The 18405-nt window shown below is 71.0% G+C and carries 21 protein-coding genes; 8 read left to right on the forward strand and 13 right to left on the reverse strand.

Annotated elements, in window-relative coordinates; genetic code table 11:
- Window positions 1-25: 25 nt before the first annotated feature.
- A complete protein-coding gene (locus ABNG04_RS03355) occupies window positions 26-583 on the reverse strand; it encodes a response regulator (RefSeq protein ID WP_371160040.1) in 558 nt (185 codons plus the stop codon).
- A 260-nt stretch (window positions 584-843) separates the two neighbouring features.
- Here ABNG04_RS03355 and pan2 point away from each other — a divergent pair, with 260 nt between their 5' ends.
- The 3 genes from pan2 (at window position 844) to ABNG04_RS03370 (ending at window position 3145) form a co-directional block, all read left to right on the forward strand.
- Entirely contained in the window at window positions 844-2067 is a 1224-nt protein-coding gene (gene pan2, locus ABNG04_RS03360) for a proteasome-activating nucleotidase Pan2 (protein WP_371160041.1), read from the forward strand.
- An 82-nt stretch (window positions 2068-2149) separates the two neighbouring features.
- Window positions 2150-2695 carry a pyruvoyl-dependent arginine decarboxylase gene (locus ABNG04_RS03365; protein WP_371160043.1) on the forward strand — a complete coding sequence of 182 codons (546 nt, stop codon included), beginning with the start codon at window positions 2150-2152 and terminating at the stop codon, window positions 2693-2695.
- Window positions 2696-2767: 72 nt separating this feature from the next.
- On the forward strand, window positions 2768-3145 hold the full coding sequence (locus ABNG04_RS03370) for a DUF5811 family protein (RefSeq protein ID WP_297885101.1): 378 nt from the start codon (window positions 2768-2770) through the stop codon (window positions 3143-3145).
- Window positions 3146-3188: 43 nt separating this feature from the next.
- On the opposite strand, the gene ABNG04_RS03375 is transcribed toward ABNG04_RS03370, so the two are convergent.
- The 3 genes from ABNG04_RS03375 to ABNG04_RS03385 all read right to left on the reverse strand — a co-directional run bounded on the left by ABNG04_RS03375 (window position 3189) and on the right by ABNG04_RS03385 (window position 6815).
- A complete protein-coding gene (locus tag ABNG04_RS03375; protein ID WP_371160045.1) occupies window positions 3189-4109 on the reverse strand; it encodes a M14 family metallopeptidase in 921 nt (306 codons plus the stop codon).
- Window positions 4110-4165: 56 nt separating this feature from the next.
- Entirely contained in the window at window positions 4166-5737 is a 1572-nt protein-coding gene (locus ABNG04_RS03380) for a lipopolysaccharide biosynthesis protein (protein ID WP_371160046.1), read from the reverse strand.
- A 91-nt stretch (window positions 5738-5828) separates the two neighbouring features.
- The gene (locus ABNG04_RS03385; RefSeq protein WP_371160048.1) at window positions 5829-6815 is read right to left on the reverse strand and encodes an aldo/keto reductase; all 987 of its coding nucleotides are present in this window, start codon (window positions 6813-6815) and stop codon (window positions 5829-5831) included.
- 110 nt (window positions 6816-6925) lie between these two features.
- Here ABNG04_RS03385 and ABNG04_RS03390 point away from each other — a divergent pair, with 110 nt between their 5' ends.
- The gene (locus ABNG04_RS03390) at window positions 6926-7135 is read left to right on the forward strand and encodes a hypothetical protein (RefSeq protein ID WP_371160049.1); all 210 of its coding nucleotides are present in this window, start codon (window positions 6926-6928) and stop codon (window positions 7133-7135) included.
- Here ABNG04_RS03390 and ABNG04_RS03395 read toward each other — a convergent pair.
- Complete coding sequence (locus ABNG04_RS03395) at window positions 7095-7517, reverse strand: hypothetical protein (protein ID WP_371160051.1); 423 nt, start codon at window positions 7515-7517, stop codon at window positions 7095-7097. The two genes, ABNG04_RS03390 and ABNG04_RS03395, sit on opposite strands and share 41 nt — an antisense overlap.
- Before the next feature lie 65 nt (window positions 7518-7582).
- Window positions 7583-8665, reverse strand: a complete 1083-nt coding sequence (locus ABNG04_RS03400) for a pyridoxal-phosphate-dependent aminotransferase family protein (protein ID WP_371160053.1) — start codon at window positions 8663-8665, stop codon at window positions 7583-7585.
- 142 nt (window positions 8666-8807) lie between these two features.
- Between ABNG04_RS03400 and ABNG04_RS03405 the strand changes: the two genes are divergently transcribed.
- From ABNG04_RS03405 to ABNG04_RS03415, 3 genes are all read left to right on the forward strand, one after another.
- On the forward strand, window positions 8808-9404 hold the full coding sequence (locus ABNG04_RS03405; protein ID WP_371160750.1) for a metal-dependent hydrolase: 597 nt from the start codon (window positions 8808-8810) through the stop codon (window positions 9402-9404).
- Between the two features lie 102 nt (window positions 9405-9506).
- The gene (gene thyA, locus ABNG04_RS03410) at window positions 9507-10535 is read left to right on the forward strand and encodes a thymidylate synthase (RefSeq protein ID WP_371160055.1); all 1029 of its coding nucleotides are present in this window, start codon (window positions 9507-9509) and stop codon (window positions 10533-10535) included.
- Window positions 10535-11140 carry a dihydrofolate reductase gene (locus tag ABNG04_RS03415; RefSeq protein WP_371160057.1) on the forward strand — a complete coding sequence of 202 codons (606 nt, stop codon included), beginning with the start codon at window positions 10535-10537 and terminating at the stop codon, window positions 11138-11140. The genes thyA and ABNG04_RS03415 overlap by 1 nt, the downstream gene beginning before the upstream one ends.
- Window positions 11141-11196: 56 nt before the next feature.
- Here the strand turns inward: ABNG04_RS03415 and ABNG04_RS03420 are convergent, their stop codons facing one another.
- The 7 genes from ABNG04_RS03420 to ABNG04_RS03450 form a co-directional block, all read right to left on the reverse strand.
- Window positions 11197-11613, reverse strand: coding sequence for a thiol-disulfide oxidoreductase DCC family protein (locus ABNG04_RS03420; protein WP_371160059.1), 417 nt, complete (start codon window positions 11611-11613; stop codon window positions 11197-11199).
- A 98-nt stretch (window positions 11614-11711) separates the two neighbouring features.
- The gene (locus tag ABNG04_RS03425) at window positions 11712-12386 is read right to left on the reverse strand and encodes a metal-dependent transcriptional regulator (RefSeq protein ID WP_371160751.1); all 675 of its coding nucleotides are present in this window, start codon (window positions 12384-12386) and stop codon (window positions 11712-11714) included.
- A gap of 75 nt (window positions 12387-12461) precedes the next feature.
- A complete protein-coding gene (locus ABNG04_RS03430; RefSeq protein WP_371160061.1) occupies window positions 12462-13547 on the reverse strand; it encodes a metal ABC transporter permease in 1086 nt (361 codons plus the stop codon).
- A complete protein-coding gene (locus tag ABNG04_RS03435) occupies window positions 13544-14434 on the reverse strand; it encodes a metal ABC transporter ATP-binding protein (RefSeq protein WP_371160063.1) in 891 nt (296 codons plus the stop codon). Before ABNG04_RS03435 ends, ABNG04_RS03430 begins: the two co-directional genes overlap by 4 nt.
- Window positions 14431-15510, reverse strand: a complete 1080-nt coding sequence (locus ABNG04_RS03440) for a metal ABC transporter substrate-binding protein (protein WP_371160065.1) — start codon at window positions 15508-15510, stop codon at window positions 14431-14433. The genes ABNG04_RS03435 and ABNG04_RS03440 overlap by 4 nt, the downstream gene beginning before the upstream one ends.
- A gap of 146 nt (window positions 15511-15656) precedes the next feature.
- Window positions 15657-16538 carry a homoserine kinase gene (locus ABNG04_RS03445; RefSeq protein WP_297885074.1) on the reverse strand — a complete coding sequence of 294 codons (882 nt, stop codon included), beginning with the start codon at window positions 16536-16538 and terminating at the stop codon, window positions 15657-15659.
- Between the two features lie 143 nt (window positions 16539-16681).
- On the reverse strand, window positions 16682-16930 hold the full coding sequence (locus ABNG04_RS03450) for a DUF8006 family protein (RefSeq protein ID WP_371160067.1): 249 nt from the start codon (window positions 16928-16930) through the stop codon (window positions 16682-16684).
- A 107-nt stretch (window positions 16931-17037) separates the two neighbouring features.
- Between ABNG04_RS03450 and ABNG04_RS03455 the strand changes: the two genes are divergently transcribed.
- Window positions 17038-18330 (forward strand): TIGR00341 family protein, encoded by a 1293-nt coding sequence (locus ABNG04_RS03455; RefSeq protein ID WP_510952307.1) that lies wholly within the window; start codon window positions 17038-17040, stop codon window positions 18328-18330.
- Window positions 18331-18405 lie beyond the last annotated feature (75 nt).

Below are 18405 nucleotides of genomic sequence, written 5' to 3' on the forward strand. Positions count from 1 at the left end.
GCCGGTTTTGCGGCTGCGTCCCGCGTTACGGAACGTTCCCGGGGACCTCGACGAACGCGTCCCGGGCGGAGAGGTGATCGAGGGTATCGTCGACTTCGAGCCGGACAGATTCCATCCGGTCGATGAGCGCCTCGTACTCGTCGGAGCCGGTCGTGCCGGTGGCCTCCAGCGCGGCCTTCTTCGAGGCGAGCGCGAAGAACTCCTGGCTCCGCTCGTCGAACGCGGCGCGGTGGAGGAGCACCTCGACGAGCGTGAGCAGGTCCTCCTTGCTGACGGGCTTCGTCTTGTAGTCGTCGAACGGCATCTCGACGATGTCGACGTCTGGCTCGACCGCGGTCAGCATCGCCACGCGGGCGTCGTACCCCTCGCCGCGGATCTCGTTTAACACCTCGTGGCCCGACATGTCGGGCATCCGGCGGTCCAAGAGGACCACGTCGACTTCGTCGTCCATCAGCTCGATCGCCTCGTCGCCGCCCGTCGCGACCCGGACGTCGTAGGCCGAGTCGAGGTAGACCCGGTACAGTTCCGCGAGATCCGGCTCGTCGTCGACCGCGAGTACGGTCGCGTCCGAAGTTCCGGTCATCGGAGGGGCCTCCGGGTCCTCGTCTCGCGGTCTGCGAGCGCCGGACCGGCGCGGCCGCCCGCCGTTCGTGCGTCCATACGTCGTGGTTCCCTCGCCGCAGTTTTAAACATTGACCACTCTTTATCATATCTGATACCGAAGTACCGAGCGGGGTCGCCGGCGCTTCGCAAAGCGGACGGCCGCTCGGCCGTCTCCCCGACCCAACGGTCTCTCCGTGACCCAAAGGCACATTTACGCCCGCATCGTATCCCGGATAACGAATGTCTCACAGCCCCTCACTGCCCGACCGCCCGCGGTTGGAGCTCGACCCCGAGATGAGCGACGCGGAGCGGCTGGAGGCGATCCGCCAGCACTTCCGGCGGATCGTCCAAGTGAACGAGGAACTGGAAACCCGGCTCGCGGACGCCGAGGGTCGCCGCGGCGAGCTAAAAGACGATGTCGAGCAGCTAAAACGCGAGAATGAGGTGCTGAAGACCTCCTCGCTGTACATCGCCTCCGTCGAGGAGATCACCGACGACGGCGTCGTGATCAAACAGCACGGCAACAACCAAGAGGTACTGACGCAGGCCGCCACGCGGCTCGACGAGGACCTCCGCCCGGGCGACCGCGTCGCGATAAACGACTCCTTCGCGGTCCAGCAGGTGCTCGACGACGAGACCGACTCCCGGGCGCAGGCGATGGAGGTCACCGAGTCCCCGAACGTCACCTACGCCGACATCGGCGGGATCGACGACCAGATCCGGGAGGTCCGTGAGGCCGTCGAGGACCCCCTCGAGAACCCCGAGCAGTTCGAGACGGTCGGCGTCGAACCGCCGAGCGGCGTCCTGCTTCACGGCCCGCCGGGCACCGGGAAGACGATGCTCGCGAAGGCGGTCGCTAACGAGTCGAACGCGACGTTCATCAAGATGGCCGGCTCCGAGCTCGTCCGGAAGTTCATCGGCGAGGGCGCGCGGCTCGTCCGCGACCTCTTCGAACTCGCCGCCGAGCGCGAGCCCGCCGTCATCTTCATCGACGAGATCGACGCCGTCGCCGCCAAGCGGACGGACTCGAAGACCTCGGGCGACGCCGAGGTCCAGCGGACGATGATGCAGCTGCTCTCCGAGATGGACGGGTTCGACGACCGCGGCGAGATCCGGATCATGGCCGCGACCAACCGCTTCGACATGCTCGACGAGGCGATCCTCCGCCCCGGCCGCTTCGACCGCCTCATCGAGGTGCCCGAGCCCGGCGCCGAGGGCCGCAGGCGCATCCTCGAGATCCACACGCAGGACATGAACGTCGCGGCCGACATCAACCTCGGCACCGTCGCCGCCGACCTCGACGGGTACAGCGGCGCGGACATCGCGTCGCTGGCGACGGAGGCCGGGATGTTCGCCATCCGCGACGGCCGCACCGAGGTGGCCCAGGAGGACTTCGAGCGCGCCCGCGACAAGCTCCAGGACGCGGACAAGGAAGACGAACAGGTCATCAACTACCAGTACTGAAACGTCTCCCCCGTTCCCGTCGTTGTCCTCCGAGCGGTCCGGTTCGTAACCCCTTACCTCTCGGGTCGCCGATCTGTCGTCGATGAACACCATCCACGTCGCCGGGGGCGTCGGGGTCGCCGACACGGCGATGGCCTCCTACGACGCCGCGCTCGCGGACGCGAACCTCCACAACTACAACCTCGTGGCGGTCTCCTCCGTCGTCCCCGCCGAGGCGACCGTCGAGGCGGTCGCGGAGGCGCCGCCCCTCGGCCCCGCGGGCAACCGGCTCACCGTCGTCGAGGCTCGCAGGACGATCGGCCCCGACGACGAGGTCGACTTCCGCGAGGGCGGCCGTTCGGGCGCCGAGGACGCCGAGTCGAAGCGCGCGCCCCGCCGCCACCCCGACGCGGTGGCGGGGCTCGGCTGGGCGACCGGCCCCGGGCCGGGGCTCTTCTACGAGGTGACCGGCGAGGACCCGGCGGACGTCCGCGAGCGGATCGAGGCGGGGCTCGGCGCCGGGAGCAACCTCCGCGACTGGGACCTCCCGGACCGCGAGACGCGCGTCGAGACGGTCGCCGCCGAGCCGGACCGCTACGCGACCGCGGTCGTGATCGCCGCGTACGGGGAGTCAGAGCCGCTCCTGTAGCGGCGTCCGGGGAGCCGGTCGCCGGCGGCGACGCCTTTTTTAATCGGCTCCGCGTATACGTTGTACCTTCGAATGAACGGCAACAACCCGTACGCCGGGGCACCGGGTGTGACGGACGCGGGCTCGCCCGCAGCCGTCGACCTCTCTCCGGACCAAGAAAAACAGCTCCGGCGCGCGGTCGCCGGCATCGTATCGCGCACGGAATCGTATCTCCCCGACAGCTACGCCGTCGGCTCCGAGCTCTCCGTGGGCGCGAACGGCCCGCAGGCGACCGTCGCGGTCAACCCCCCGGCCGGCCACCCCGTCTCGGCCGGCTTCACCCCCGACCCGGAGGACTTGGACGCCGGCATCGCCGAGTCCGACACCGACGAGGTCGCCCGCGGCCTCGCCGCCAGCGCGGCGGTCCAGGTGATGGACGCCGTCGGCGACATCACGCCGACCGCGAAGTGACTCCCGGCTAGCACACTCGGTTCGACCGTTCCGACCGACGCTCTCAGTTCTCCCCGCCCGCTTCGTCCGCCGCCGAGTCGCGTCGCCCGCCGGCCTCCTCACGGCCGTCGCGCGGGTACACCCGCAGCTCGCCCTCCCCCGGCGGCTTCAGCACGCCGGTGACGCGGCCGTACATGCCGAAGATGTCGTCGTACCCGTGTTCGCTGGCGAGGACCGGAACCAGCCCCGGCTCCTCGACGCGGTGCGTGTGGACGTCGTCCTCCGCGAACACCGCGCCCTCGGGAATCGCCTCGAAGTTCGCGTAGTGGACGTGCGGCTCGCCGCCGCCTTTCGGCACCTCCTCGCGGCCCTCCACCACGGTCGTCTCCGAGAACGCCGGCGGCTCGTCCGCGAGCGCGCCGTGGACGCGGAGGAACGCGAGACACGCCTCGTGGCCGTACTCAACGGCGGCTTCGCTCCCCTGTCGACCCACCTCGATCGAGACGGTGTGCGGGACCGTGGAGTCGAGCGTGGTCGAGCGCAGGCCGCTCGCGTCCACGACGTGCTCCAGCGGCAGCCCGGTGACGGTGCGGCGGACCGACTCCGTGAGGTCGCTGAAGATGGCGAACGGGGGCGGGGCGCTGTGGGAGGTGTGGAGCGCGAGGACGGCGTCAAACCCCTCTAACGCGGCGGTGAGCCGCGGCGCGAGCGCGCGCTCGTACTCGTCGCTGTCGGCGTCGCCCGGGAACGCGCGGTTGAGGTCCGCGTCCGTGTAGCGGGTCTCCGCCGCGAGCGCCCGCTCGTTGGCGACGATCAGCCGGACGAGCCCCGCGGAGCCGTCGCCGCGCTCTTCACCCTCGTTGAGCGTCGGGAGTTCGTCCGCGATCCGCCGCACTATCTGTTCGCCGGCGGGCTCGTCGCCGTGGATCCCGCCGACGATCGCGACGCGAGCCGACCCCGCCGACTCGCGGTCGATCGTTTGCATATCGTTGGTACGGCGCGGTCATCCCATAAATCGTCGCGATCCGTCGTCGCGGGGTCTCACCGACCGAGCCGCTCCGCGAGCGCGGCCCGGTACCGCCGCGCCAGCCGTTTCGCGACGAAGCGGTCGCGCGGGTCCACGCCGAGAAGGCGGAGCGCGCCCGCATACGCTGCGAGCCCGACCGCGCTACCGACGAGGACCGCCGCGCCGCCCGGCAAGAGCGCCCGGACCCCGTACATCGCGGCAACGGCGACGACGCCGGCCGCCAGCGGCGTGAGGAAGGTCCGGTCGAACGGCCACAGCCCCTCGAAGCGGCGGAGGAGGACCACCTGGATCCCGTTCTGAACGGCGATGGCGAGCGACGTGCCGAGCGCGGCGCCGACGAGCCCGTACCGGACGACGAACGCGTAGGTCAGCCCGACGTTGAGCACCGCGAGCAGCCAGTCGAGCGCCATCCGCGCGTACTGGTGGTCGGTCATCATCAGGAGCCAGCCGGTCGCGCCGACGGCGCTCCCGACGAAGACGCCGCCGAGGTAGACGACGAGCGGGCCGTACCCCGAGACGTACGTCTCGCCGAACAGCGCGAGTATCTCCCGGCCGTACACGACCAGCACGGCGAGGATCGGGACGACCGCGGTGACGATCTGTCGCGTGACGGAACCGTACACCGCATTGAGCGTCGCCGTCCGGTCGTCCGCGTACAGCTCCGAGGCGACCGGCGGGAGCAGCTGGTTGAACGAGAGGAGCGGGATCCACGCGACCGCGACCACCACGAGGACGACGTTGTACACGCCGGCCGCGGTCGCCGTCAGCAGCGCCCCGACCAACAGCACGTCGACGCGGTTCTGGAACACCTTTCCGAGACTGCTCATCGCGACCGGGACCGCGTGGTCGTAGAAGCGGCGCGCCTCGGCGCGCGCGCCGCGGAGCGTCGGCCGGACGCCGGTGACCGAGGCGGAGAGGGGGACGGCGACCGCGGCGAGCAGGCCGGCGGCGGCGACGATCGCTCCGGCGACGCCGACGACGGAGTAGCCGAGCGCGAGCGCGGCGAGCGCGCCGACGAGCCGGGCGGCCGGGCGGAGCAGCTTGTTGAGCAGGATCTCACCGCGGGCCGACCCGACCGCGCGGAAGAGCGCGGACGCGACCATCACGACCCCGAGCAGCCCGACGAGCCCGCCGAACGCGCGCATCGTCCCCGCGAACGCCGGCTCGGTGACGGTGCGCGCGTTTATTTCCGGGGCCGCGAGCCAGACGCCGGCCGCGATCGCGACCCCGAAGCCGATCGTCGTCGCGTACGCGAGGCCGGCGATCGCGCCCCGTCGCCCCGCGTCGTCGGCGTACTCCGGAAGGTAGCGCTGAATGGCGGGGACGCTGCCGAACGTCACGAGCCGCGAGAGCAGCTGCGCGATCCGCCAGGCGAGCGCGTACACGCCGTAGGCGGTCGGCCCGAGCCCGCGGGTCAGCGCGAACTCGGCCGCCGCGATCAGCGCGCGCTGACCGGCGACCCCGCCGGAGGTGAGCACCGCGCCGTGCGCGATGGTCTCTAACGCCTCGCGCTCGTCGTCGGGGATCTCGCCGCGCTCGGGCTCCTCGTCGGACTCCGGCGCCTTCCCCTCGCGTTCGCTCTCCACGGTCGTCTCTGGCGATCCGCTCGCGGTCGCGCGAAAAAAGGGACGCGTTTCGCGGCCGACCCGGTCGGCCCCGCGGTCGCGCGGCCACGACCTACCAGCGCTGGTGGACGTGGGCGCGGACGTGCTCGTCGTAGACGTCGGCTGCCGCCTCGCGCTCGGCGGCGTCGAGCGGGGCGGCCTCGCTCGCGGCCGCGTTCGCCCGGATGTGTGCCGGCGTCGTCGAGCCGGGGATCACCGTCGAGACGGCGTCGTGGTCGAGGATCCAGCGCAGCGCGAACTCGGGCAGCGGCCGGCCGTCCGGGAGGCGCACGTCGAGCGCGTCGACCGCGTCGAGGCCCGCCTCGAAGGGGACGCCGGCGAACGTCTCGCCCACGTCGAAGGCGTCGCCCTCGCGGTTGTAGTTCCGGTGGTCGTCCTCGGGGAACTCGTCGTCGCGCGAGAGCGCGCCCGTCAGGAGCCCCGAGGCGAGCGGGACCCGACAGATGACGCCCACGTCGCGCGCGGCGGCCTCGTCGAGGAACAGCTCCGCGGGCCGCTGCCGGAACGGGTTGAAGATGATCTGGACGCTCTCGACGCCGGGGAAATCCATCGCCTTCAGCCCCTCCTCGACGCGCTCGACGCTGACGCCGTACGCGTCGATCCGGCCCTCCGATTCGAGCGTCGCGAGCGCGTCGAACGTCTCCGGCCGGTAGTAGACGTCCGTCGGCGGGCAGTGGAGCTGGACCAGGTCGAGCGTCTCCACGCCGAGGTTCTCCCGCGAGCGGTCGACGAACCGACGGAGGTTCGCCTCCGTGTACCCGTCGGGCTCGTGGGGCTCGAGCCGGCGGCCGGCCTTCGTCGCGACGGTCACGTCGTCGGCCGCGATCTCGTCCGCGAGCGTCTCGCCGAGGATCCGCTCGGAGCGGCCGTCGCCGTACACGTCGGCGGTGTCGAAGAAGTCGATCCCGGCCTCGCGGGCGGCCTCGACGGCCGCGACCGCCTCCGCCTCGGTAACATCGCCCCAGTCGCTCCCGATCTCCCACGCGCCGTAACCGACCTCGCTGACTGCGCCGACGCCGCCGAGTTCGCGGTGATTCATGGCTGTAATCTACTGATCGCGGCGGGGGCAAGGGCGTTCCGGAGGCGGCGAGGCCGCGACGTTCCGTTCCACTGCTCATTTTTACCTAGGGCCTGGACGACCCGACTGACATGGCGAAGTTCGGACTGGTCGTGAATGCGGTCGGATTCCTGCTCAGCGCGGTCGGCACCCTCCTGCTGTACGCGCACGTGACCGACGAGTACCACTCGCACATCCAAGATATCGGGTCGATTGCGGTCGGCTACCTCGGCGTGGTCCTGTTCGGACTGTCTGTGTCGCTCACCGGGATCGCGCTGCTGTTGCGGCGGTCCGTCGACTGAGGTCGCCCCGCTCGTGCGGGAACGGGAGGTGCGCGCGCCCCTCGTCCCACTCGGCGTTCATCACCCGCCAGCGGGGGTCGTCCAGCCAGAGCGAGCGCTCGTCCCGCTCGGCGCGCTCGTGCGCCGCGGTCTTGTCGTGGCCCGCCGCCCGGTGTTCGATCTCCCTGAGTTCGTGGTAGAGGATGAACCGGTCGTACTTCGCCCACTTCTCGGAGATCCAGACCTCGTTCTCGGGGATTCCCAAGACGTCCGCGGCCGGGGGGTAGATGAGCTTCCCCTCGTAGACGACCCGGTAACAGGCGTTGTAGTCCGCGATCACCTCGTGCGGGACGTGTTCGATCGTCCACCCTCGCTCTCGAATCGCCTCGCGCGGCGACGGCATGTCCAGGGCTCCCACGGCGCGACGCTTCAGCGTTCCGGCGGTCTGCGGCTCGTTCACACTCTCCGTCAGAGCGCGGCCGCGAGCGCGTCCATCGCCTTGTCGACGCGCTCGACCCGGGCGTTGTGGCCCATGTGGCCGACGCGGAGAACGTCGCTCGCGCCGTCGCCCAGCCCCGTCGCGAGCAGGACGTCGTGCCCCTCGCGCAGCCGCTCCTGGAGCGTCTCGGCCCGCCCGGGCACCGCGAAAGCGGTTACTGTCGGCGAACTCCGCTCGGGGCCGGGCACCGTCTCGAGCCCCAACTCCGCGCCGCGCTCGCGGCACCGCGCCGCGGCCGTCTGGTGTCGCTCCCGGACCGCGTTGAGCCCCTCGTCGAGCAGGAGCCCAAGGGCCTCGTCGAGCGCGACGACCTCGGTCGTCAGGTGGGTGTACGGGAAACCATCGCTCACGTCGCGGAACGGCAGGAAGTTCGCGTACAGCGCGTGGGGGTCCCGCGCCTCCATCGCGGCCCACGCGCGGTCGCTCACCGCGGCGGTGGCGAGCCCCGGCGGGGCGCTGAAACACTTCTGGGAGGCGCCGAGACAGACGTCGATCCGTTCCGTCGGCACCGAGACCCCGCCGAGCGAGGAGACGGCGTCGACGACCGTGAGGATCTCCGCGTCGGCGGCCTCGATCCGGTCGAGCGCGGCGTCGACGTCGTTGAGCGCGCCGGTCGGCGTCTCGCAGTGGACCATCGTCGCGACGTCGAAGTCGGCGTCGTCGGCCGCCAGCGCCTCGTCGAGCGCGTCGAGCGGCAGCGGCTCGTCGTGCTCGGCGGCGACGACGGTCGGGTCGCCGCCGTACGACTCCACGAAGCCGGCGAACCCCTCGCCGTAGAGCCCGTTCGCCAGGCACAGCACCTCGGTCCCGGGCTCGATGAGGGACGCGACCGCCGCCTCCAGCCCGAGGATCCCCTCGCCGCCGAGGACGACCACGTCGCGGGCGTTGTCTCCCGAGGCGTCGGGGTCGATCCCGTACGCCGTCGCCAGCCGCTCCGTGACGCGGTCGTAGATCGCTCGGAACTCCGGGTCCACGTCGGGGTTGATCAGCTCGCGTGACATCGCCTCGCGCACCGGCTCGGGGACCGCGGTCGGTCCCGGCGTCATGAGCATACGCCTCGGTTCGGCCGACGGGATATAAACGGACCGCGAACGCGACCGTCGCGCCGCCTCAGGGGGCCGCTCCGCGGGGGTCGCCCGCGTTCGGTGCGCCGACACGCTCATAAGTTCCTGTCGCCTGCGTTCCGGTACGATGATGCTTCCGACCCACGTGCTGGCGGGGATGCTGCTCGCGGCCCCGCTGGTGCGCGTCGCGCCGGAACTGGCCCCGGTCGGGTTCGCCGCCGGCTTCCTCGGCGGCCTGGTTCCGGACCTCGACATGTACGTCGGCCACCGCAAGACGCTCCACTACCCGGTCTACTACGCCACGCTCGCGGCCCCGGCGGTCCTCGCAGCGCTCGTGGCGCCCTCCCAGATCACCGTCGGCGTCGCGTTCCTGCTCCTCGGCGCGGCCCTCCACAGCGTCGCCGACATGTACGGCGGCGGGCTGGAGCTCCGCCCGTGGGAGGGGAACTCCGACCGCGCGGTGTACGACCACTACCGGGAGAACTGGGTCGCCCCACGGCGCGGCGTCCGGTACGACGGGGCGGTCGAGGACCTCGCGCTCTCCGTGGGGCTGGCGGTCCCGCTGCTACTCCTCGTCGACCCGCCGCTCCGGCAGATCGTGATCGGCACGCTGGCTGTCGCGGTCGTGTACACGGTCCTCCGGCGTCGCCTGGCGGAGATCGCGGCGGCCGTGATCCCGCTGCTCCCCTCGGTCGTCGACCCGTACCTGCCGGAACGGTACCGATGAGGCGTCGGGGGATCCGGGAACCAATGCGCTTACTTTCTGCGTCTCGTTTGACTCGGTAACAGTCCGCGCCGGCGACCGCTCGTCCCGGCGCGCGCACCCACAATGCAACAGTACCTCGATCTCGTCGACGACGCGCTCTCGACGGGCACGTACAAGCCGAACCGAACCGGCGTCGACACCATCGCGACGTTCAGCGGACAGTACACCGTCGACCTCGCGGAGGGGTTCCCGCTCCTCACCACGAAGAAGATGGACGGCTACCGGTGGAACTCGCTCATCCACGAGGTGCTGTGGTACCTCTCCGGCGAGGAGCACATCCGCAACCTCCGCGAGGAGACGAAGATCTGGGACGCGTGGGCCGACGAGGAGGGGAAGCTCGACACCGCCTACGGGCGGTTCTGGCGTCGCTACCCGGTCCCGGAGGCGGCCGCCGAACTGCCGGGCGAGACGTGGCCCGACGACGCCGACCGCTGGGTCACCGTCGAGGAGGACGCCGACGGGACGACGCGCCGCACGTTCGACCAGATCCAGTACGTCCTCGACACCCTCGAGGAGAACCCGCACTCCCGCCGGATGGTCGTGAACGCCTGGCACCCGGCGAACGCCGCCGTCTCCACGCTGCCGCCCTGCCACTACACCTTCGTCGTGAACGTCCAAGGCGGCCGGCTCAACCTCCACCTGACGCAGCGCTCGGGCGACATCGCGCTCGGCGTCCCGTTCAACATCGCGGCGTACGCGCTGCTCGCGAACGCGCTCGCCCAGCGGACCGGCTTCGAGGTCGGCGAGTTCGGCCACACGGTCGTCGACGCTCACGTCTACTGCGGCCGCGGCGACCGCGGGAAGTGGTACGCGAACAACCTCCGCTACGTCCAGGAGCGGCTCGCGAGCGTCGAGAGCAAGGACGACTACCTTGACGTGAAGAGCTGGGTCGAGCGCACCGCGCCGGACGAGCCCAACGGGCAGGAGGGGTACGACCACGTCCCCGGCCTGCTCGAACAGCTCTCGCGGACGCCGCGCGACCGCCCGCGGATCGAGATCGCGGACAAGCCGCTCGACGGACTCACCTACGAGGACGTCGCGGTCGTCGATTACGACTCCGCGGACGGCATCTCGTTCGCGGTCGCGGAGTAATGACGGACGGCGACGCGGCCGGCGGTGCGACCGACACCGCCGCTTCTAGTGGTGCTGCTGACGCCCCCGACGACGAGCGCGGCTCGGCGGACCCCGACCTCGCCCTCGTCGCCGCCGTCGCCGAGAACGGCGTGATCGGCGGCGACGACGGGATGCCGTGGCACTACCCCGCGGACCTGGCGCACTTCAAGCGGCTCACGACCGGCCACCCGGTGATCGTCGGCCGGAAGACGTACGAGGACATCGCCGACCGGATCGGCGGGCCCCTCCCCGACCGGACCAACGTCGTGCTGACGAACCGCTCGCTCGACGACGCGGACCTCCCCGACGGCGCGGTCGTCGCGGGCGGCGTCGACGAGGCAGTCTCCCGCGCCGCGGCGGACGCGACCGACCGCGGCGTCGAGACCGTCTACGTCATCGGCGGCGCGACCGTCTACGAGGCGCTTCTCGGCCGCGCCGACGGGATGGTGATCACCGAGATCCCCGAGCGGCCGGCGGGCGATACGCGGTTCCCGGAGTGGGACGCCGACGCCTGGGTCGAGCGCGCGCGAGAGACGGAGGGCGACCTCGCGTTCGTCACCTACGAGCGCACCGGAACGGAGTGACCGAGGCCGGGACGCGGCTCGTCTTCTGGCCTGCGGCTCGCTCCGGAGAGCGCGAGCTACTCCAGAAAGCGCGACTCGACGTCGCCTGACGGCATCATACACCGGTCCTTCTTCCCGAACCACTGGTACCGGTGGTCGGCGACGACGTCGTACACGCCGTCCCGGACCGCGGCCGGGACGTATCGGAACGGCGAGAGCAGCCCGTACGGCCAGCCGAGCCCGGCCGCGATGCGGAGGACCGCCGCCGACTTCACGTAGGCCTCCCCGCCTTCGATCAGGACGATAGACTCCAGCTCGTCGGTCGGCAGGTCGTGTTCCGCGAGCAACGCCCGGCCGACGTCCGACTGGAGCGAGGCGAAGCGGTACTTCCCCTCCGGGTCGCGGGGGAGGACGAACTGGACGAACCCGTTACAGAGGTTACAGACGCCGTCGAAGAGCACGACGGCCGCGTCCTCCGGTATCTCCCGGTCCATCTCGTGTCGTCCTTGCGGCGCTGCGCTGTTCAGGATTCCGGTCGCCCGGTCGCCGACCGGCGCTCCGACGGAGCCGACCGAGCCCGGCGAGACCCGCGTCAGGCGGCCTTGTCGTCGGTCGCCGGCTCGACCTCGATGAGGCGCGCGACGTCGGCCGGGAGGCTCTGCTCGGCCGACGGCGTCTCGACGGTGAGCATGTCGAACGGCGCGACGTCGACGACCACGAGCTCCGCGCCCGGCCAGACCCCCGCGTCAGCGAGGTAGCGCAGTTCGGCGTCTCCCTGATGCCGGACGCGCTGGACGACGACCCGGTCGCCCTCCTCCGCGTCGACGAGTCGGACGGCGTCGCCCGCCTCGGGGAGCGAGAGGTCGGCGTCGGGGATCGGGTCGCCGTGCGGGTCGACCGGCGGGTTGCCAAGCGCCTCGGCGATGCGGTCGCTCAGCTTCTCGGAGACGTGGTGTTCGAGCCGGTCGGCCTCGTCGTGGACGTCGACCCAGCTGTAGTCGAGCTGCTCGGTCAGGAACGACTCCAGGAGCCGGTGGTGTCTGAGGATCTCGAGGGCCACGACCTCGCCCTCGTCGGTGAGCGTCACCCCCTTGTACTCCTCCCGGTCCACCAGCCCGCGCTCCGCCAACTTCTTGATCATCGAGGAGACGGTCGGCGCGGTGACGTCGAGGTAGTCGGCGAGCGCGGAGGTCGACACCCGCTCGCCGGTGTCGCGCTCGATCGCGTAGATCGCTTTTATGTAGTCCTCCATGACCGCGCTGATCACCTCCGAGGACGCCCTCCGCTTGGGGGTCTCGTCGCCTGCGTCGGCGTCGCCGCGGTCTCCGTCCCCGGTCACGGCTCAGTCACCCCTCGCTCCGGCGTCGGCCTCGACGCCGTCGGTCTCGATGCTCCCCATCTCGGGGGTCTCCGCCTCGCCGCGGACGGACTGGAGCTTCCCGACTCCGACCGCGCAGACGTAGATCGCGACCGCGACGAGGACGATGACCCCACCCGCGGTGACGCCGCCGTAGTAGGCGACGCCGATTCCGAGGAGGACCGCGAGCTCCGCCAGCACGACCGAGACGACGATCGACTCGGTGAAGCTGCGCGAGACCTGCGTCGCGCCCGCCACGGGCACGACGAGCATCGCCGCGACGAGGATGACGCCCATGATCTGCATCGCGCCCACGACGACCATCGCCGTCAGCATCACCATCACGCGGTTGTACCAGTTGACGGAGATCCCGGAGACGGCGGCCGCGGTCTCGTCGAAAGTCACGTAGAGGAGCTGGTTGCGCGTCAGCGCCACCGTGCCGACGATGACGGCGAACAGCGCGAGCAGGATCCCCGCGCTCTGGGGCGACACCGTCGAGAGGCTTCCGAAGAGGAACTGGTTCACCCCGACCGCGAGCCCGCCGGCGTTGATGCTGATGAGCGTCGTCCCCAGCGCGAAGCCCGTCGAGAGGACGATCGCCATCGAGACGTCGTTGTACGCGTCCGTCGTCTCGGAGATGAGCTCGATGAACAGCGCCGCGATCATCGCCACGACGACGGCGGTGAGGTACGGCGACACCCCCAGGTCGATGACGGCGTTGAGGAACAGCCCCACGGCGACCCCCGCGAACGCCGTGTGCGCCAGCGCGTCGCCGATGAGCGCGAGCTGTCGGTGAACGAGGAAGGTGCCGATGAGCGGCGCCATCACGCCGACGCAGAGCCCGACCAGCACCGCCCGCTGCATGTACCGGTACCGGGGGTTCAGCATCTCTAGCCCGGTGAGGTAGTGCGCCCAGTCCATCAGCCAGTACCACTGGTCTAACACCCAGAGGAGCGCGCCGAAAACGGTTTCGCCGACGCCGGCGAGACCGCCCTGAAGCGCCAGCGCCGCCGACTGGTTCACCGCGGCGAGCAGCCACGCCGCGAGCGCGGCGGTCACCGGGTCGCTCATTCGCCGCCCCCCGCGAGGAAGCGCGCCCCGGCGCCGAACGCCCGCGCCAGCGCGTCGCTCTCCACGAACTCGTCGGCCGGACCGTCGAAGTACATCTCGCGGTTCAGACAGACGACGCGGTCGGCGTGCTCGACGACCGCGCTGAGGTCGTGCTCGATGAGGAGCACGGTGATCCCCGCGGCGTTGAGCGCGTCGAGCAGGTCGTAGAACGCGTCGACCGACTCGGCGTCGACGCCGACTGTCGGCTCGTCCAACACGAGCAGGTCGGCCTCGCCGGCCAGCGCCCGGGCGATGAACACCCGCTGGCGCTGCCCGCCGGAGAGCTGCCCAATGCGGCGGTCGGCGAACGCGCTCATGCCGACCGTCGCGAGCGCGTCGTCGACGATCCGCCAGTCGGCGGCGGTGAGCCGTCCCGAGACGGCGTTGGCGGTCCGGCGCGCCGTACCGACCGGGTCGTCGAACAGCTCGTCGACGACCCCAGCCCCGCCGCCGGGGAGGTTCCCCACAGCGACGTACGGGAACCGACCCATCTTCACCACCTCGCGGACGGTGATCGGCATCTCCTCCGCGGCGGTGGCCTGCTGTGCGACGTAGCCGACGCGCTCGCCGTCGTCGAACCGGGCCGCGTCCTCGCCGAACAGCCGCGCCGCTCCGGCGTCGGGGCCCAGCAAGCCCAGCATCAGTCGCATCAGGGTCGACTTCCCCGAGCCGTTCGGCCCCACGACGGCGACGTACTCGCCGGAGTCGACGGTCAGCGACACGTCCTCGACGACCGGCGTCGCCGTGTAGCCGAACGTGACGCCGGAGAGGTCGATGACCGGACCGCTCGCCCCGGCGTCGGACGCCGCGCTCGCACCGGTCGCGGGGTCCGTCTCGTTCGCGCTCATACCGGTTCGAAGTTCCGCCACTGTTCGACCCACCCGTCGGTCGGCGCTGCGGCCTCGGGCGTCTCGGTACCGAGGACGATCTTGAACGTGGGCATGTTGACGTTGTACGCGATCTCCTCGTACCCCCAGTTCTCCGCGACCCACTCCTCGCGCACTCCCGCGTACGGCGTGACCGGGAAGTACGCCTCGACGTCGGTCTCACGGAGGAGCTGTTGGGCCGGTCGCTGCGACTCGAAGACGCCGTTCGCGATGTACCGGATGTCGTTCTCGCGGATGACGCGCGTCGCCTCGCGGACGTCCGCGGGCTTGACGTCGCCGCTCGCCGCGAGGTTGGTGACGAGCGGTCGCATCCGGACGCCGTACCGCTCGCCGATGTACTGGAAGGCGTTGTGCGCGGCGAGCTGGACGACGTCCCGCTCGGCCCGATCGAAGATGGCCTCGTAGTCCGCGTCGATGCGGTCGAGGACGTCGGTCTTGTACGCCTCCGCGTTCTGTCGGATCTGATCTGCGTGGTCGGGGACGAGCTCCGAGAACCCGTTCGCGATGTTGTCGACCGAGCGCTTCGCGCGCCGCGGGTCCAACCAGAAGTGCGGATCCTTGCCTCGCTGTGCGCCGACGCCCTCCTCGTCGCGGTCGAGCGACGCCGCGAGGTCGACGAGCTCGATCCCTTCGCGGACGTTCAACAGTGTAGTGTCCGCGCTGTCGGCCTCCATCGTCTCGATGGCGCGGTCCGCCCAGGGCTGGAAATCCTCGCCGACGTGGACGAACGCGTCCGCCTCGATGATCCGTCGGGTGATACTCGAGTTCGGGTCCCAGCCGTGACCGTGGAGCCCCGTCGGAACGAGGTTCTCGACGGTCAGCGGGGTCCCCTCGGCGACCTGCCGCCCGAAGTCAAAGAAGCTGAAGAAGGAGGCCACGGCGACCGGTCCCTCGTCGTCGCTTCTCGCGCCCCCGGTCCCCACCGGCGCGCCGGGCAGCGACGAACAGCCGGCGACGCCCGCCAGCGCCGTCACCGCCCCGGCGCGTACCGCCTCGCGCCGCGTCACCGATCGCCCGTCGTCGCTCTCAGGTGTCATGAATAGAGATCACATCCAATTGTTTGACTCGTCTAAACCTATGCTTTTTTTACTCATATATCTCTTCCGCACCCGGCGCTGTCGCTCGGTCAAAATACGGGCAGGGGGGAGAACCGCCGGTTCGGTCGCCGACGAGCGCGCGGCGGTCAGTCGTCGATGACCGTCGAGCCGCGGCCGATCCGGGTCTGGTACGCCCGCGCCTCGATCCCGGCGCCGGCGAAGGCGTCGATCATCTCGGCGGCGACGCCGCGGCGGTCGCGCTCGCGGCAGGCCGCGATCACCGCGGGGCCCGCGCCGCTGACGGTGACGCCCGTCGCGCCGGCGTCGAAGGCGCGCTCGCGCACGTCGTCGTAGCCGGTGATGAGGCGGGCGCGCTCGGGCGTGACTACCGGGTCCGTCATCCCGAGGCCGACGAGGTCCGGGTCCGAGCGACACATGCCGACCGCCAGTGTCGCCGCGTTGCCGACCGTCTCGACGAGGTCCTCTATCGAGGCGGTCTCGGGGACGACGCGGCGCGCGTCGCGGGTCGAGACCGCGACGTCGGGCAGGCAGACGACGAGCGGGACGGCGGCGTCGACCGAGTGGGTCCCCTCGGCCGTCGTCACGGTGAACCCGCCGAGGATCGAGGGGGCGACGTTGTCCGCGTGCGCGACCCCGGAGACGACGGCCTCGCCCTCCGCGGCGATCGGGACCAGCTCCTCCCGCGAGAGCCCGCGGTCGTACAGTCGGTTGAGCGCGACGGCCGCGCCCGCGGCGCTCGCGGCGGAGGAGCCGAGCCCGGATGCCGGGCGCACGCCCTTATCGATGTGGATTCGCGCCGGCGCGTCGAGCGCCTCAACGACGGCGCCGACCGTGTTCTTTTCGGGGTCCTCCGGGATGTACTGCGCGCCGACGCCCGTGACCTCGATCGTCGTCTCGGCCGCCTTCTCGACCGTGACGACGTCGGCCGGCCGCGAGAGGGCCGCCCCGAACACGTCGAAGCCGCTCCCGAGGTTCGCGCTCGTCGCGGGGGCCCGTACCGTTACCATGGCGGGCAGTGTCCCCGGTGGGGCAAAAAGGAGCGGGATCGAACAGATAGTGGGACCGCGACGGCGCCGAACACGGTCGGCGGGAGGAGAGGAGAGAGCGGGCGCGTCGGGCAGGGTTCAGTCGGGCGTTCCGTCCGGCGGGCTCAGCGGGCCATCGTCCACAGCAGCGCACCGATGAGGACGAGCGGGATGCCGAGGAGGATGAACGTCGGCGGCATCGTCGTGTACGGCGCCATCAGGAAGACGACCCCGAACACCGCCAAGATCGACGCGATGGCCTTCTGCGACTTCAGCGGCGCGGCACCCAGAAGCGAGACGACGAGCCCGAACAGTATGACGTGCCCGAGGTGGTAGTCGAGCAGGAACGTGTCGATGACCAGCGGCGAGATCATTCTTGGCTGGAGGTGCGAGCGATTCGCGCATTAAAGTTCCGTTTCTCGTGGCCCGGGCGGCTCGCGGCGTGCCGATCCTATAAGAACCGTCGGCGCGACCGGCGACCGTGCGACTCGTTCAGGTCATGATTCCGGCGGGCAAGCGGGCGGCGGTCGTCCGCGCGCTCGACGACGAGGGGGTCGACTACGTCGTCACCGACGAGACGAGCGGTCGGGAGTACACCGCGGTCGCGACGTTCCCGCTGCCGACCGCCGCCGTCGAGCCGGTCCTCGACCGACTGCGGGAGGCGGGGATCGACGAGAGCACCTACACGGTCATCGTCGCGGCCGAGACGGTCATCTCGCGCCGGTTCGACGCGCTCGAGGAGGAGTACGAGGCCGACGCGGAGCGGAGCGGCGACCGCATCTCTCGGGAGGAGCTTCAGGCGAAGGCGGACGATCTCGCCTCCGGGCTGGGGACGTACGTGCTGATGACCGTCATCTCGGCCGTGATCGCCACGGCGGGGCTGCTGCTCGACTCGCCCGCCACCGTGGTCGGCTCGATGGTGATCGCGCCGCTCATCGGGCCGGCGATGTCGGCCGCCATCGGCACCGTCGTCGACGACGAGGCGCTGTTCCGCCGCGGCGTGCGGATGCAGGTGCTCGGCGTCGTCGTGGCCGTGTTCGCCGCCACGCTGTTCGCGTTCGCGCTGCGCTCGCTCGCCCTGGTCCCGCCCGGACTCGACCCGCTCGAACTCGCGGAGGTGTCCGAGCGGCTCGCCCCGAACGCCCTCGTGTTGGTCGTCGCCGTCGGGGCCGGCGTCGCGGGCATCGTCTCGCTGATGACGGGCGTCTCGGCGACCCTCGTCGGCGTGATGATCGCGGTGGCGCTCATTCCGCCGGCGGCCGCGGTCGGCATCGGGATCGCCTTCCGGATCCCGCGGCTCGTGCTCGGCGCGGGCATCATCGTGGCGGTGAACGTCCTCTCGATCAACCTCTCCGCGCTGGTGATGCTGTGGTACGAGGGCTACCGGCCGCAGCGGTGGTTCCGCGAGGACGACGCGCGCGCCGCGTTCGTCAAACGCGCCGCCGTGCTGGTGGTCGCCATCGCGCTGTTGTCGGTGTTCCTCGGCGGCGTCACCTACGACTCCTACGTCGCCTCGACCACCGAGGCCGACATCCGCGCCGCCGCGACCGACGAGCTGACGGCGCTGGACTCGGAGTTCGAGCTGCTCGAGCTCACGATGGAGCGCTCCGGGACGGTGCCGCCCCTGGAGACCGACCGGGTGGTGGTTACGGTCGGCGCGCCGCCCGACGGCACCGTGGCGGGGATCGCGCCTGCGCTCGACGGCCGGATCGAGGCGGTCGTCGGGAGGTCGGTCCGCGTCGAGGTCCGGACGGTGACCGTCGAGCGCGCCTGAGGGCGGCGCACCGCTCCTGCCGCCGTCGTCCGCTCTCGCGGCGACGTGATCCGAAGAGTAAGGGCTTTTTATTGG

The organism is Halorubrum miltondacostae (assembly GCF_041379815.1).
In the GTDB taxonomy this organism is placed as follows: domain Archaea; phylum Halobacteriota; class Halobacteria; order Halobacteriales; family Haloferacaceae; genus Halorubrum; species Halorubrum miltondacostae.

Coding starts and splice junctions, on each gene's coding strand:
- ABNG04_RS03355 (WP_371160040.1), bottom strand. CDS start 583: ATGACCGGAACTTCGGACGCGACCGTACTCGCGGTCGACGACGAGCCG.
- ABNG04_RS03390 (WP_371160049.1), top strand. CDS start 6,926: ATGGCGAAGTTCGGACTGGTCGTGAATGCGGTCGGATTCCTGCTCAGC.
- ABNG04_RS03395 (WP_371160051.1), bottom strand. CDS start 7,517: ATGCCGTCGCCGCGCGAGGCGATTCGAGAGCGAGGGTGGACGATCGAA.
- ABNG04_RS03420 (WP_371160059.1), bottom strand. CDS start 11,613: ATGGACCGGGAGATACCGGAGGACGCGGCCGTCGTGCTCTTCGACGGC.
- ABNG04_RS03435 (WP_371160063.1), bottom strand. CDS start 14,434: ATGAGCGCGAACGAGACGGACCCCGCGACCGGTGCGAGCGCGGCGTCC.
- ABNG04_RS03445 (WP_297885074.1), bottom strand. CDS start 16,538: ATGGTAACGGTACGGGCCCCCGCGACGAGCGCGAACCTCGGGAGCGGC.
- ABNG04_RS03450 (WP_371160067.1), bottom strand. CDS start 16,930: ATGATCTCGCCGCTGGTCATCGACACGTTCCTGCTCGACTACCACCTC.
- ABNG04_RS03385 (WP_371160048.1), bottom strand. CDS start 6,815: ATGAATCACCGCGAACTCGGCGGCGTCGGCGCAGTCAGCGAGGTCGGT.
- ABNG04_RS03405 (WP_371160750.1), top strand. CDS start 8,808: ATGCTTCCGACCCACGTGCTGGCGGGGATGCTGCTCGCGGCCCCGCTG.
- ABNG04_RS03365 (WP_371160043.1), top strand. CDS start 2,150: ATGAACACCATCCACGTCGCCGGGGGCGTCGGGGTCGCCGACACGGCG.
- ABNG04_RS03400 (WP_371160053.1), bottom strand. CDS start 8,665: ATGCTCATGACGCCGGGACCGACCGCGGTCCCCGAGCCGGTGCGCGAG.
- thyA (WP_371160055.1), top strand. CDS start 9,507: ATGCAACAGTACCTCGATCTCGTCGACGACGCGCTCTCGACGGGCACG.
- ABNG04_RS03440 (WP_371160065.1), bottom strand. CDS start 15,510: ATGACACCTGAGAGCGACGACGGGCGATCGGTGACGCGGCGCGAGGCG.
- ABNG04_RS03375 (WP_371160045.1), bottom strand. CDS start 4,109: ATGCAAACGATCGACCGCGAGTCGGCGGGGTCGGCTCGCGTCGCGATC.
- ABNG04_RS03415 (WP_371160057.1), top strand. CDS start 10,535: ATGACGGACGGCGACGCGGCCGGCGGTGCGACCGACACCGCCGCTTCT.
- pan2 (WP_371160041.1), top strand. CDS start 844: ATGTCTCACAGCCCCTCACTGCCCGACCGCCCGCGGTTGGAGCTCGAC.
- ABNG04_RS03430 (WP_371160061.1), bottom strand. CDS start 13,547: ATGAGCGACCCGGTGACCGCCGCGCTCGCGGCGTGGCTGCTCGCCGCG.
- ABNG04_RS03370 (WP_297885101.1), top strand. CDS start 2,768: ATGAACGGCAACAACCCGTACGCCGGGGCACCGGGTGTGACGGACGCG.